Here is a 12,585-nt window from a genome sequence, read left to right on the forward strand (position 1 = left end):
GGAGACCTATACGATATATAGCCCCTCGGGCCCTCGCGCGCCAGCCCCCCTCCCGGTATCATGATAGCCATGCTGAAGACGCTCCTGCGGACCCTGCCCGCGCTGCTCCTGGCCGCCTCCGCCCGAGCCGCCTCCGTCGACGACTGGGCCCGCTCCGGCTTCGGGGAACCCGACATCCGCGTCTATTCCGCCGAAGAGCTCGGCGCCCCCGTCCCGGGCGCCCGGAAGCTCCGTCTCGAGGTTCTGACGCTGCGCCCGAGCGGCTGGACCGCCGAGGCCGTCCTGCGGGAACTGCGCGCGACGGCGAAGGTCTACGCGCAGTGCGGGATCGCGCTGGGCCCCGTCGAGGTCGTCGCCGCCCGCGGGCCCGGCGGACGGAGCGCCTGGGCGAAGTACAAGGACGCCGGCGAGGACACGCTCGCCGTCCTGCGGACCGCCGCGCCCCTGCGCGGAGCCGCGGTGATCCTGGTCCCCCCCTTCTCCGACGCCCCCGACGTCTCCGGCTTCTCGTTCGCCGAGTGGACCAACGGCCAGGGCCTCAAGCCGCCGCTCTACGACACCGTCTTCCTCAGCGACTACGCGCTCGGCGAGGGCTATCAGAGGGAGCGCGCCGCGCAGCCCTACACCCTCCTCGCCCACGAGCTGCTGCACGTGCTCACCCGCGAGGGCGGGCACTTCAACGACCCCCAGCAGCACCTCCTCAACATCTGGCGCACCCGGACCGACCTCATCCTCCCCAAACACTGCGAAGCCGCGCGGGCGAACCCCCTGCTCGCGGACTGACGCCTCCGAATACCGCTATAATCGCCGCATGCCGCGACCGGCCGTCGTCCTCGTGCGTCCCCGGGACCCCAACCACATCGGAGCCGCCCCCCGCGCCCTGGCCAACTTCGGCTTCGACGACCTGCGCGTCGTCGCCCCGCACCCGCCGGTCTGGCGCGACGCGAAATCGGCCGTCGGCGCGCAGGAGCTGCTGCGCGCGGCCAAGGTCTACGGCTCCCTGCCCGAGGCCCTCGCCGACCGCCGCGGGGTCTGGGCCACGAGCTGCCTGAAGGCCCGGCGGCCCGCGCAGCCCGTGCGCACGCTGCCCGGCTTCGCGCTCGGCCCGGAGGGCGCCGTGGTCTTCGGGCCCGAGAAGACCGGGCTCGGCGCCGAGGACCTGCGGCACTGCGACGGCCTCCTGCGCGTGCCGACCGTCCCCGCCTGCCCCTCGATGAACCTCGCGCAGGCCGTCGCCGTCGTCTGCTGCGCGCTTTGCGCGGGCGAGGAGGCCCCGCCCGCCCGCGGGACCCCGCGCGAGGAGGAGCTCCTTCCCTGGGCGGACGCGGCCCATCTTCTCGACGCGGCCGAACCTCCGCTGGCCCTTCTGCGCTGGAGACCCGAGCTCGGTCCCGAGGGCCGACGGCGCAAGCTCGAAGGCATGATGCGCCGCCGCGGCCTCACGCGCGAGGAGGCGCGTCTCCTCTTCTTCATCGCCAGGGGCGTTCCCCGATTTTGTAGTATGCCCCCAGACGCCCCACGGAGGAAGAAATGACCACCTCGACCGAGAGCAAGACCGTCTCCTACAAGGAGCTCGGCTTCGTCAACACGCGGGAGATGTTCAAGAAGGCGATGAAGGACGGCTACGCCGTCCCCGCCTATAATTTCAACAACATGGAGCAGCTGCAGGCCATCCTCAGCGCCTGCATGAAGAGCCGCTCACCGGTCATCCTCCAGATCTCCAAGGGCGCGCGCGACTACGCGAACGCGACGCTTCTGCGCTGGATGGGCCGCGGCGCGATGGAGATGATCAAGGAGCTCGGGACCCCGGTCCCCGTGGCCCTGCACCTCGATCACGGAGACACCTTCGAGATCTGCAAGTCCTGCATCGACAACGGCTTCTCCTCCGTCATGATCGACGCCTCGCACCTGCCCTACGCTGAGAACGTCGCCCTCACGAAGAAGGTCGTCGAGTACGCGCACCCGCGCGACGTGACCGTCGAAGGCGAGCTGGGCGTGCTCGCCGGCATCGAGGACGAGGTCTCCCACGAGAAGTCGCACTACACGAACCCGGCCGACGTCGAGGACTTCGTCAAAAAGACCGGCGTCGACTCCCTGGCCATCTCCATCGGCACCAGCCACGGCGCCTTCAAGTTCAAACTCAAGCCCGGCGAGAGCGCGCCGCCGCTGCGCTTCGACATCCTCGAGGAGTGCGAGAAGCGCATCCCCGGCTTCCCCATCGTCCTGCACGGCGCCTCGAGCGTCCTGCAGGAGTACATCACGATGATCAACAAGTACGGCGGGAAGATGGAGAACACCGCCGGCATCCCGGTCGAGCAGCTGCGCCGGGCCGCGAAGAGCGCCGTCTGCAAGATCAACATCGACTCCGACGGGCGCCTCGTCATGACGGCGACCATCCGCAAGGTCTTCTCCGAGAAGCCCGGCGAGTTCGACCCCCGCAAGTACCTCGGCCCGGCGCGCGAGGAGCTCATCAAGATGTACATGGACAAGAACGAGAAGGTGCTCGGGAGCGCCGGCCGCTATTGAGCGTCCCGCCGCACCGTCCACGAGGGCCGCGCGCGAGCGCGGCCCTCGCTCTTTCCCGCCTCTCAGCGCTTCATCTGCTCCGCGAGCATGGCGCAGAGGGGGCAGTCCGGCTCCAGGAGCGTCCCGCTCTCCGGGCGAGCCGTCCGGCCGGCCAGATAGTCGCGCAGGGCGGCGGAGATCGCGGCACGGGCGGAACCCGGCAGGCAGTAGCCCTCGAGCATGTCCCCCCACCACAACTCCAGATAGTAGCCGGCGCCTCCGACCCCGTCGGCCTTGCGCACCGCGAGCTTCACGCGCTCGTCGCGGCGCAGCTCGAGGCGGTCGTCCTCCTTCCCCGCGCGCAGGCGCTCGACGGCGGCGGGCAGATCCTCCGGGCGAGCCTCGCCGCTGAGGAGCGCATCGTTGAAATACAGTCGCATACCGGCCTCCCGGGCCTCGCGGGCCCACCCGGGATACGGGCGAGGCCCCCGATAAGTTCCCCATCGTCGAGTCATTTGTTAGCATCCAGGAATGAAGACCCTTCCGACGACCGCGTTCGGGCTCCTGCTGCCGGGCCTCCTCGTGCTGGCGGGATGCCGTCAGGACTCCGGAGGGAACAAGGTCCCGACCGAGGGAGGGAACATCACCTCCCTGGGAAGCATCCGCTCGGCCCTGAGCGTCTATTACGGCGACCACGAAGGGAAGTACCCTGCCGAACTCTCCGAACTCACGGCCGGCGGGCGCTATCTCTCCGCGCTCCCCGAGCTCCGGGGGACGCCGCACGCGCCCACGGATGAGACCGCGTATTACTCGGACGTCCGTTCGAGCGACACCGGTCGATGGGGGTACGTCAACGAGCCGGCAAGCAAGGATTTCGGGACCGTCTGGGTCGACTGCACCCACACGGACATGAAAGAACGGAACTGGACGCAGTTCTAAGAGCCCAGGAAACAGAAAGCCCCCTCGCGGGGGCTTTTCTGTTTCCTGCCTGGGCGCCTGAGTTAGATGACGCCTTCGGCCTTGCAGGTGTTGGGCCAAACGCAGGGCCGGAACTGGGCGACCTGGAGGGTCGGCTTCGCGCACTTATGGGGCCAGGAGCAGATCTCGAAGCCCTGCGCGACCTGGAAGGTCGGCTTCGCGCACTTGTTGGGCCAGACGCAGGCCTGATAGGGCTTCGCGGCGAGGACCTGTTCCTGCGCGCAGGTGTTGGGCCAGACGCAGGGCTGGATGGCGGCGACCGTGGTCTGCGTCGCGACGGGGCTCAGGCTGAGGAGCATCAGAAGTTCGATCATTGTCTGGTTACCTCCAAATCTCTGAACCTATGGTAGCCCGGATGCGTCTAGGTCCTTTAGGACCCTGGTCAAGCCCGAAAATTGATCTGCGGCGTTGACCATCGCCATTGACCATGGTCAACTCCTCCGCTCCCCGTTCCCGTCGAGGAAGGACGGCGTCTGGAGGGCGGGAAAGGGCGCACCCGGCGCGAAGGAGCGCCGTGTGCCTAGGTCTTGCGTGGGCTTATCGGTACCTGCGTGGACCTACGGCCGTACCCAGACGGCGTACTGGTCGCCGTAGGCGGCCAGGCGCCAGCCGTCTCCCGGCGCCCAGTCGCCCGGGCCGATCTTGACGGCCAGGCGGCCGTCCACGACCGCGGCGTAGCGGCCGCCATCGGCCGCGCGGATCTCCACGGAGCTGCCGGCGCCGATGCCGGCCGCCTTGCGCAGGGCGATGAGGGTCTTGATCTGCTCCCGCAGGCCCCAATCGAAGAGATGGGGCCAGTACACGCAGGGAACGCCGGGATGGGTGAGGAGATAGGCGTATCCCTGCATCACCTTGCTCCCCGGGAAGGGCCAGAGGTTCTGCCCGGCCCCGCCGGTGCTGGGGCCGGTATCGTGATTGTCGAGGAAGGTGACGGCCTTCCGGGGCCACCAGCCGATGAGCCCGGCGGGCCGACCGGCGCGGTCCTTGAGCCGCCAGTACTCCCCGCTCGAGACGGCCTGCTGGAGCAGGGCCTTGGTCGTGAAATCGAAGACGGCGCTGCGCCCCCCCACCGAGTCCACCCAGTCGCAGAGCTTCTGGCGGTGGGCGTCGGGGTTCCCGGGGTCGAAGTCGTCCCAGACCTCGGCCACGGCGAAGGTCGGGGCGGTCGCGTCGTGGTAGCCGGAGAGGACCTGCGGTCCGAAGCCGCGCACGAAGTCGTAGCGCCACCCGTCGTAGCCGATGTCGCGGCGCAGCCAGAGCAGCCAGTCGGTGAGGCTCTTGCGCACGGCGCCGTTGGAGTGGTCGATGTCGCGTCCCGCGTGGAAGCCCTTGCCGGAGTCCGCCCCGCCGAGAGCGCCGGACCACTCGTCGTCGCGACAGACCGCCTCCGGCCCCCAGGCCGGCTCCTCGAAATCGGCCCAGCTCCTGGTCCCGACCCGATGATTGATGACGATGTCCGCCAGGACCTTCACGCCCCGCGAATGAAGAGCGGAGACCGCCCTCTTGAGCTGGTCCTGGGTCCCGTAGCTCGAGGACTGCACATAGAGGCGGCTGGGCAGATACCCCTCGTCGCTCTGCGCCTCCGAGGAGGGCGGCAGCCAGACCAGGTCGATGCCCGCGTCGGCGATCTCGCCCGCCTTCGAGGCGATGACGCCCCACCAGGGGTAGGTCTGATGCGACTCCCAGTGGAAGCCCTGCAGCATGACGAAGCCGTCGGGGGCGGAGGCCGCCCGCCCCCCCTCACCCCCGCCCCCTCTCCCGTACAACGAGAGAGGGGCGGCGGCTGAAGCGGGAGGGGCGGACGGCGTCGCACCGGCGGATTCGAGGAGCTGGAGGTAGGCGGTCTTCTCGACGGCGCGCAGGGAGGCGCCGGACAGGGGCAGGAGCAGGAATACGGCAATGAGGAATGAGCGGATGACACCACCTCCTTCCCGGAGTGTAGGGTCTTCCTTATTAGAGGGCGATGGGCCTAGTACCCACTTAAAAACGGGTCCTGAGGCCTAGGATGTTGAGGTCCGCAGAGGAATGAGGACACCTGAAAGGCATATCAAGTTCCCCCTCCCCCTGCACCCCCTCCCGCGGAAAGGGGAGTTAACCTGGAATCTTCAGTTGGCGCGGAGGACCGAGATGGAGGAGGCCGAGGGCAGTCCGACGGTGGAATTCCGCGAGCATACCTGTAGGTATGGTCGCGGAATTCCGGCTAGGAATGTCCCGGCATCCTCCGTCGAATCCCGCGTCCAACTGAAGATTCCAGGTTAAGGTTATAACGCCTTCAATTCGGTCCACATACGGTCATAGAGCGGACCGGCCTCGCCGGCGTCCGGGATCCACTCCAGGCGCCGGAGGTAGGCGTCCTGCGGGACGATGGTGGGGTCCCGACGCAGCTCCTCGGGCAGGAGCTTCCAGGCCTCGCGATTGGGGCAGCCGAAGCGGGTCTTCTCGACGACCCGCGAGATGTTGCGCGCCGAGAGCATGAAGTCCATGAGCTTCAGCGCGGCCTCGGGGGAAGGCGCGCTCCGAGGGATGCAGAGGTTGTCCTGGAAGATGAAGCCGCCCTCCTTCGGGAAGACGAACTTGAGCGCGGTGTTCTCGAGCGCCGCGCGGTTGAGGTCGCCGCTCCAGACGTGCGAGAGCGCGACTTCCCCCGAGAGGAGCACGGACTCGACGTTCTCGCTGACATAGGTCTTCACCAGCGGCTTGCCCTCGACCAGACGCGCCTGGACCTTCCGCAGCGCCGCCGGGTCCCGCGCCGCAGGAGAGTCCGCCTTATAGCCCAGCGACTGCAGTCCCATCGCGAAGACCTCGCGCTGGTCGTTGAGAAGGCTCACGAGCCCGGCGTTCTCCGGCTTCCAGAAGTCGGCCCAGCCGGTCGGCGGGGTCTTCAGGCGCGAGGAGTCGTAGGCGATGCCGGTCACGCCCCAGAGGTAGGGAACGCAGTGGCGGTTGCCGCGGTCGTAGTAGAGATCGAGGAAGCGCCGGTCGATCTGCGCGAGGTTCGGCACCGACCCGCGCTCGAGCGGGCGCAGCAGGTCCTGGCGCGCCATGACCGGGACCATGTAGTCGGAGGGCACGACGAGGTCGTAGCCGCCCCCTCCGCCCATGAGCTTGGCGAGCAGCTCCTCGTTGGAGGCGAAGCGGTCGACGACGACGCGGATGCCGGTCTGCTTCTGGAATTCCTCGAAGACCCTGGGGTCGTCGTAGTTGTCCCAGGTCAGCAGGTGCACGCGGGGGCCCCTCGCGGAGCAGGCGGCGGCGAGGACGCAGGACAGCAGGACGGACCTACGCATAGGTGGCCTCCTTGTCTTGAAGCAGCCAGGCGAGCGCGACGAGCAGCATCGACGCGAGGAAGAGGAGGGCCGAGAGCGCGCCGACCTCCGGGCTGATGGAGAACTTGAGCATCGAGTAGATCTGCACGGGCAGGGTCGTGGATTCGGGCCCCGCGACGAAGAAGCTGATGACGAAGTCGTCGAGGGAGATGGCGAAGGCCATCACCGCGCCGCCCACGACCGCGGGGAGCAGGAGCGGGAAGGTGACCCGCCAGAAGGCCGTCCACGGCGTCGCGCCCAGGTCGGTGGCCGCCTCCTCGAGACGGGGGTCGAGCTTCAGCAGGCGGGCGCGGACGATGAGCCAGACGATGGGGAGGTTCAGCGTCGTGTGCCCGAGGACGAGCGTGAGCAGGCCGAAGGGGAGGCGGAAGAGCCCGAAGAGCAGGAGGAAGCCCACGGCCATCATGAGCTCGGGGACGACCACGGGGAGCACGAAGAAGCTCTCCCAGAGCCCCTTTCGCTCCCAGCGGAAGCGGCCGAGCGCGACGGCGGCCATGACCGCGAGCGCCGTCGAGAGGAGGCTCGAGAGCGTCCCGACGACGAGGCTGTTGCGCGCGGCGCGCAGGATGGAGGCGTTCTCGAAGAGGGAGACGTACCACTTGAGCGTGAAGCCGGTCCAGTGGGCCGCGTAGCGCGACTCGTTGAAGGAGAAGACGATGATGAGGAGGATGGGAAGATAGAGGAAGGCGAGGGTGGCCCAGCCGGCGCAGGCGAGCGCCCTCGAGCGCCTCACGCGGCCTTCTCCGCGCGCAGATAGAGGACGAGCCCGCCGCCGATGAGCGCCATCTCCGCGAGAGCCAGCGCGGAGCCGAAGGGCCAGTCGCGCACGACGAGGTACTGCCCCTGGATGAGGTTGCCGATGAGGGCGACCCGGGCGCCGCCGAGCAGGTCGGGCGTCACGAAGTCGCAGAGCGTCGAGGCGAAGACGAGGATGCAGCCGGCGACGAGCCCGGGCTTCGAGAGGGGCAGCACGACGCGCCGGAAGGCCTGCCAGGGCGTCGCGTAGAGGTCGCGGGCGGCCTCGAGCAGGGCGACATCGATCTTCTCGAGCGCCGCGTAGAGCGGCAGCACCATGAAGGGGAGCTGGCCGTAGACGAGGCCGAGCAGCACCGCCTCGCGGGTATAGAGGATGGGGAGCGGCTCGGAGACGAGCCCGGAGGCGACGAGCAGGGAGTTCAGCAGGCCGCCCCGCCCGAGGATGAACATCCAGGCGTAGAGGCGCACGAGGATGTTCGTCCAGAACGGGATGAGCACGAGCAGCAGCGCGACCTCGCGGCGGCCCCTGGGCAGGCGCGCCATCCACCAGCTGATGGGGAAGGCCAGGACCGCGCAGAGCAGGGTGGCGGCGCTCGTCAGGACGAGCGAGCGGGCGAAGACCTTGAGGTAGAGCGGGTCGAGGAGGCGGGCGTAGTTGGCCGGGTGGAACTCCCAGCGCACGCCGCCCCATTGCCCGCGCGCGGCGAAGGAGACGACGAGGATGAGCAGGAGCGGGAAGACGTAGAAGACCGCGACCCAGGAGAACGGCGGGATGAACAGCCGCAGCCTCGCGGACAGGCGCCTCATCGCAGGACGCAGGCGTCCTCGGCGCGCCAGCCGAGCCAGACCGGCTCGCCGACCCGCCGCGCGGGGCTCAGCGGGGAGAAGACGGTGTGCGCCTTGAGCGTCCCCCCCGCGTCGAGCCGCACCGTGTAGTGGATGTCGCTGCCGAGGAAGACGGTGCGCTCGATGACTCCCTGGACGCGGTTGGAGAGGCCCTCGACCGGCGCGGAAGAGACGTGCACCCGCTCCGGGCGCAGGGACACGACCGCGGCCTCCCCCGGGACGGCGGAGCCCTCGAGGCAGGCCTCGATGCGGCCGACCCCCTCGAGCGCGATGCTCACGCGGCGGCGCGCGGCCTCCAGGAGCAGGTCCTCGCTCTCGACGACGCGCCCCTTCAGGAGGTTCGTCGTCCCCACGAAGTCGGCGACGAAGGCGGTGCGCGGCGACTCATAGATCTCCTGGGGGGTCCCGACCTGGACGACGCGCCCCCCGTCCATGACCGCGATGCGGTCGGCGAGTTCGAGCGCCTCCTCCTGGTCGTGGGTGACGTAGAGGAAGCTGACCCCGATGCGGAGCTGGAGAGCCTTGAGCTCCTCGCGCATGTCCTCGCGCAGCTTCTCGTCGAGCGCCGCCATCGGCTCGTCGAGGAGGAGGAGCTCGGGACGGTTGACCAGCGCGCGGGCGAGCGCCACGCGCTGCTGCTGTCCGCCCGAGAGCCGGGCCGTCGCGCGCCGCTCGAAGCCGGCGAGCTGCACCGTGGAGAGGGCCTCCGACACGCGCGCGCGGACCTCCGCCTCGGGCGTCCGGCGCACGCGCAGGCCGAAGGCGACGTTCTCGAAGACGTCGAGGTGCGGGAAGAGCGCGTAGTGCTGGAAGACCATGTTCACCGGACGCCGCTCGGGCGGGTCGCCGGTGACGTCGCGGCCTCCGAGGAGGACGGTCCCTTCGTCGGGCGTCTCAAAGCCGGCGATGGTGCGCAGGAGGGTGGTCTTGCCGCAGCCGCTGGGGCCCAGGAGGGCGAAGAACTCGCCCCGACGGATGTCGAGGTCCACGCCGCGGACGACCTCCGCGCCGTGGAAGGACTTGCGCACTCCTCGAACCTCGACCCCTTTCTCTGCGGGCATCACGAAATCCCCTACGGGGATTTCGTGATAGTGTACACTTTACCGAGTCGGAATTCCCCGCCGGCCGCGCAAGGTGGAAACGGGGGAATTCCGACCTGGAGGAGCGGATGAGCTTCGTGCGCTTCGACGTGAGGGACAAAGTCGGCGTCGTGGTCTTCAACAACCCCGGCAAGCGCAACGCGCTGAGCCGGCCGCTCCTCGAGGAGCTCGTCCTCGCGTTCGCAGCGCTGCGGGAGAAGAAGGTCCCCGTGGTGGTCCTGCGCGCCGAGGACGGCGCGAAGACCTGGTCGGCCGGCGCCGACCTCGCCGAGATCCACGCCGACCGCCACGACCCGCTCGGCTACAACAGCCCGCTCGAGCGCGTCTTCCACGCCGTCGAGAACTACCCGGGGCCGGTCATCGCCATGGTGCGCGGCGGCGCCTGGGGCGGCGCCTGCGACCTCGCGCTGACCTGCGACATCGCCGTCGGCGACCCGAGCGCCTCCTTCGCCATCACGCCGGTGAAGGTCGGCATCCCCTACAACGCCTCGGGCATCCTCCACTTCATCAACCGCCTGGGCCTCAGCCGCGCCAAGGAGATGTTCTTCACCGCCGAACCCGTGGACGCCGAGCGCGCCCTCGCCTTCGGCCTCCTCAACCACCTCGTCGCGGCCGAGAAGCTCGAGGCCTTCACCCTCGAGCTCGCGCATACGATCGCCTCCCACTCCCCGCTCTCCATCGCCGTCATCAAGGAGCAGTTCCGCATCCTCTCCGGCGCCCACCCCATCAGCCCGGACAGCTTCGAGCGCATCGAGGAGCTGCGCCGCGAGGTCTTCGAGAGCCACGACTTCGCCGAAGGCGTCGCGGCCTTCCTCGAGAAGCGCAAGCCGGCCTTCCGCGGGGAGTAGCCGACCCCCCGCCGGAAGTGCTAAGTTCCCCCTATGCGCGCCCTGCTCCAAGTGCTGCGACCGCCGCATGGCGTCCGATTTGTCCGGGCGCTTTTGTCCAGGCGAGACGAGGAGAGAGGAGCGAGCATGCTGTCAGCATGTGAGCGACGAACGACGCGGTCGCAGCCCAAAAGCGCCCGGCCCCTATCCCAGAAGTCTCGCTGCACTCTGCAGCGAGACTATCTCGGAAGGGGAGGCCCGCTCCCGGCCGACCGCCGCGTTGCTCGTCGCTCAGATAGCCCAAGCTATCCTCGCTCCTCCCGCCTTGCGTTCGGCTCAGGCTCGGGCCTCCAAATCGGGCGTTATGCGGTGGTCGCAGCACTCGCCTGCGCCTGCCTGTGGACGGTCCCCGCCGCCGCTGAACCCGCCGTTTCCTCCACGGACACGGCCGGCTCCTACGAAGCGACCCTCAACCGCGCGAGCGGAGAAGTCAGCGTCGAATACGCGGCTGCGCCGGGCGTCCGCAAGCCGGCCCGCGCCGGGACCGGGCTGAGCGCGAAGGATGTCGTCCGCACCGGCAAGAACGGCCGCGCCGAGATCGCCCTCGTGAACTACGGGCTCATCGAGCTCCAGCCCAACGCGACGATGGTCATCAACTCCCTCGAGAAGGCCGACGCCTCCTTCACCCTGCGCCTGGGCGCGCTGCTCTCCAAGCTCCGCTCGCTGGGGGGCCGCCGACTGCGCGTGCGCTCCTCGCGCGCCGTCGCCTCCGTACGGGGCACGGAGTTCGCCGTGGAGGCGAAGGGCGACGGCGCCGCGGCCTACTTCGCCGTCTTCGACGAGGGCGTCGTCGACGTCGAGGCCGAGGGCCATCCGGCCGTGACCCTCGAGAGCAACCTCGAGACCGCCGTCCGCCCCGGCGAGGCCCCCGCGGCCCCTCACGCCATCGACCACTTCAAGTTCGCACAGCAGCGGATGAGGATCCTGCGCCAGCGCGCCCGCTATTTCGGCGACCAGTGGCACAGGAAGTACCGGATCCCGAAGACCCGGGGCGCCAAGCCCTGAGCAAGGAGTAGAATCATGAGAGCGAAGAACCTCTGGATCGTCCTGGCCGCCGCCGCCGTCTGCGCGTGCTCCGGCCCGCAGACCCGCCTGAAGGTCGGGAAGACCGTCGAAGGCGAGGTCATCGAGGCCGTCGGCGAGACGACGGTCGACCGCGCCGCCCTCGAGGAGACGCGCAAGAAGTCGCTGGCCGACGCCCAGCGCCGGGCCGTGGAGATGGTCGTCGGCGTCCAGCTCTCCGGCAAGACCCTCGTCGACAAGGCGATGCTCGTCGAATCCAGCATCCTCGCCCGCGCGGAAGGCTACATCCGCCAGTACGACGTGCTCAAGCAGTGGGAGGACGGCCCCCTCTACAAGACCCGCATCCGCGCGCTCGTCGCCTACCAGGAGATCGCGACCGACCTCCGCAACGCGGGGCTCCTCGCGGAGCCGCAGGTGGGCAACCCGCGCGTGGCCGTGCTCCTGACGGAGACCGCCGGCGGGGCCGACTCCGACATGAACGCGACGACCAACGCCTTCGCCCAGGCGCTCCTCGACGGCGGCTACCGCGTCGTCGACCGCGCCGACCTCATGGCCGCCAACGCCCAGCAGGTCGCCTCCGAGATCGACAAAGGCGACACCCGCGGCGTGACGAGCCTCGGCAAGAAGCTCGACGCCGAGATCCTCGTCTTCGGCTCGGTGAAGGCGAACCAGCTCAAGATCCAGCAGCTCGGGGACTTCCAGAGCTTCCGCGCGACGCTCTCGGCCCAGGCCTACAAGGCGCAGACCAACGAGCTGATGATGACCGTCTCGCGCACGGAGTCGGGCCTCGACGCCGACAAGGACGCCGCCATCGTCAAGGCGCTCGGCAAGGTCGGCAAGGCCGCGGGCGAGGAGGTCGCGGAGAAGCTCGCCAAGGAGCTCGCGCGCCGCGCTTTCGTCACCGTCACCGTCTCCGGCATCCCGGACCTCAACGCGCTGCAGGCGGTCCAGAAGTCCCTGCGGGCGGTCGCCGGGGTCTCCGACCTCTACCTGCGCAACTTCGCCGGCGGCTTCGCCCAGATGGACGCGCGCGTGGACGGCAAGTCCGCCCAGGCGCTCGCCGACTCCGTCGAGAAGTCGGGCCTGAAGATCCACACGAAGAACGTCACCCAGGACACCGTCGACTTCGAGATCCTGCCCTGACGATGACGGACACCGGGGGCG

General features: G+C 69.2%; 14 protein-coding genes. 7 read left to right on the forward strand and 7 right to left on the reverse strand.

Translation table 11 applies throughout. The annotated features are described in order from the left end of the window. Window positions 1–69: 69 nt before the first annotated feature. Genes WC969_12530 through WC969_12540 form a run of 3 tightly spaced genes read left to right on the forward strand, consistent with a single transcriptional unit; the run spans window position 70 to window position 2,526 of the window. On the forward strand, window positions 70–783 hold the full coding sequence (locus WC969_12530) for a hypothetical protein (protein ID MFA6030675.1): 714 nt from the start codon (window positions 70–72) through the stop codon (window positions 781–783). A 28-nt stretch (window positions 784–811) separates the two neighbouring features. After that, on the forward strand, window positions 812–1,534 hold the full coding sequence (locus WC969_12535; GenBank protein MFA6030676.1) for an RNA methyltransferase: 723 nt from the start codon (window positions 812–814) through the stop codon (window positions 1,532–1,534). Further along, complete coding sequence (locus tag WC969_12540) at window positions 1,531–2,526, forward strand: class II fructose-bisphosphate aldolase (GenBank protein MFA6030677.1); 996 nt, start codon at window positions 1,531–1,533, stop codon at window positions 2,524–2,526. The genes WC969_12535 and WC969_12540 overlap by 4 nt, the downstream gene beginning before the upstream one ends. A gap of 62 nt (window positions 2,527–2,588) precedes the next feature. Here WC969_12540 and WC969_12545 read toward each other — a convergent pair whose 3' ends face one another. Then, on the reverse strand, window positions 2,589–2,945 hold the full coding sequence (locus WC969_12545; protein ID MFA6030678.1) for a hypothetical protein: 357 nt from the start codon (window positions 2,943–2,945) through the stop codon (window positions 2,589–2,591). Between the two features lie 91 nt (window positions 2,946–3,036). Here WC969_12545 and WC969_12550 point away from each other — a divergent pair, with 91 nt between their 5' ends. Further along, complete coding sequence (locus tag WC969_12550; GenBank protein ID MFA6030679.1) at window positions 3,037–3,444, forward strand: hypothetical protein; 408 nt, start codon at window positions 3,037–3,039, stop codon at window positions 3,442–3,444. Window positions 3,445–3,506: 62 nt separating this feature from the next. Here WC969_12550 and WC969_12555 read toward each other — a convergent pair whose 3' ends face one another. The 6 genes from WC969_12555 to WC969_12580 form a co-directional block, all read right to left on the reverse strand. Beyond that, window positions 3,507–3,797 (reverse strand): hypothetical protein, encoded by a 291-nt coding sequence (locus WC969_12555; protein MFA6030680.1) that lies wholly within the window; start codon window positions 3,795–3,797, stop codon window positions 3,507–3,509. Between the two features lie 243 nt (window positions 3,798–4,040). Continuing rightward, a complete protein-coding gene (locus WC969_12560; protein MFA6030681.1) occupies window positions 4,041–5,186 on the reverse strand; it encodes a glucan 1,4-alpha-maltotetraohydrolase domain-containing protein in 1,146 nt (381 codons plus the stop codon). A gap of 558 nt (window positions 5,187–5,744) precedes the next feature. Continuing rightward, complete coding sequence (locus WC969_12565) at window positions 5,745–6,770, reverse strand: spermidine/putrescine ABC transporter substrate-binding protein (protein ID MFA6030682.1); 1,026 nt, start codon at window positions 6,768–6,770, stop codon at window positions 5,745–5,747. After that, window positions 6,763–7,542, reverse strand: coding sequence for an ABC transporter permease (locus WC969_12570; GenBank protein ID MFA6030683.1), 780 nt, complete (start codon window positions 7,540–7,542; stop codon window positions 6,763–6,765). Before WC969_12570 ends, WC969_12565 begins: the two co-directional genes overlap by 8 nt. Beyond that, on the reverse strand, window positions 7,539–8,372 hold the full coding sequence (locus WC969_12575) for an ABC transporter permease (GenBank protein MFA6030684.1): 834 nt from the start codon (window positions 8,370–8,372) through the stop codon (window positions 7,539–7,541). Before WC969_12575 ends, WC969_12570 begins: the two co-directional genes overlap by 4 nt. Then, entirely contained in the window at window positions 8,369–9,472 is a 1,104-nt protein-coding gene (locus tag WC969_12580) for an ABC transporter ATP-binding protein (protein ID MFA6030685.1), read from the reverse strand. Before WC969_12580 ends, WC969_12575 begins: the two co-directional genes overlap by 4 nt. Before the next feature lie 107 nt (window positions 9,473–9,579). On the opposite strand from WC969_12580, the gene scpB reads away from it, so the two are divergent. From scpB to WC969_12595, 3 genes are all read left to right on the forward strand, one after another. Then, the gene (scpB, locus tag WC969_12585) at window positions 9,580–10,359 is read left to right on the forward strand and encodes a methylmalonyl-CoA decarboxylase (protein ID MFA6030686.1); all 780 of its coding nucleotides are present in this window, start codon (window positions 9,580–9,582) and stop codon (window positions 10,357–10,359) included. A 348-nt stretch (window positions 10,360–10,707) separates the two neighbouring features. Further along, window positions 10,708–11,403 (forward strand): FecR family protein, encoded by a 696-nt coding sequence (locus WC969_12590; GenBank protein ID MFA6030687.1) that lies wholly within the window; start codon window positions 10,708–10,710, stop codon window positions 11,401–11,403. Between the two features lie 15 nt (window positions 11,404–11,418). After that, entirely contained in the window at window positions 11,419–12,564 is a 1,146-nt protein-coding gene (locus WC969_12595) for a hypothetical protein (protein MFA6030688.1), read from the forward strand. Window positions 12,565–12,585 lie beyond the last annotated feature (21 nt).

The sequence above is a fragment of the Elusimicrobiota bacterium genome (assembly GCA_041660925.1).
In the GTDB taxonomy this organism is placed as follows: Bacteria; Elusimicrobiota; Elusimicrobia; order UBA1565; family UBA1565; genus JBAZUV01.

What these genes read in the sequence shown, in the direction of transcription:
- WC969_12560 (MFA6030681.1), bottom strand. Translation starts at nt 5,186, where the DNA reads ATGCTGCAGGGCTTCCACTGGGAGTCGCATCAGACCTACCCCTGGTGG.
- WC969_12580 (MFA6030685.1), bottom strand. Translation starts at nt 9,472, where the DNA reads ATGCCCGCAGAGAAAGGGGTCGAGGTTCGAGGAGTGCGCAAGTCCTTC.
- WC969_12555 (MFA6030680.1), bottom strand. Translation starts at nt 3,797, where the DNA reads ATGATCGAACTTCTGATGCTCCTCAGCCTGAGCCCCGTCGCGACGCAG.
- WC969_12545 (MFA6030678.1), bottom strand. Translation starts at nt 2,945, where the DNA reads ATGCGACTGTATTTCAACGATGCGCTCCTCAGCGGCGAGGCTCGCCCG.
- WC969_12595 (MFA6030688.1), top strand. Translation starts at nt 11,419, where the DNA reads ATGAGAGCGAAGAACCTCTGGATCGTCCTGGCCGCCGCCGCCGTCTGC.
- WC969_12535 (MFA6030676.1), top strand. Translation starts at nt 812, where the DNA reads ATGCCGCGACCGGCCGTCGTCCTCGTGCGTCCCCGGGACCCCAACCAC.
- WC969_12565 (MFA6030682.1), bottom strand. Translation starts at nt 6,770, where the DNA reads ATGCGTAGGTCCGTCCTGCTGTCCTGCGTCCTCGCCGCCGCCTGCTCC.
- WC969_12550 (MFA6030679.1), top strand. Translation starts at nt 3,037, where the DNA reads ATGAAGACCCTTCCGACGACCGCGTTCGGGCTCCTGCTGCCGGGCCTC.
- WC969_12530 (MFA6030675.1), top strand. Translation starts at nt 70, where the DNA reads ATGCTGAAGACGCTCCTGCGGACCCTGCCCGCGCTGCTCCTGGCCGCC.
- scpB (MFA6030686.1), top strand. Translation starts at nt 9,580, where the DNA reads ATGAGCTTCGTGCGCTTCGACGTGAGGGACAAAGTCGGCGTCGTGGTC.
- WC969_12575 (MFA6030684.1), bottom strand. Translation starts at nt 8,372, where the DNA reads ATGAGGCGCCTGTCCGCGAGGCTGCGGCTGTTCATCCCGCCGTTCTCC.
- WC969_12540 (MFA6030677.1), top strand. Translation starts at nt 1,531, where the DNA reads ATGACCACCTCGACCGAGAGCAAGACCGTCTCCTACAAGGAGCTCGGC.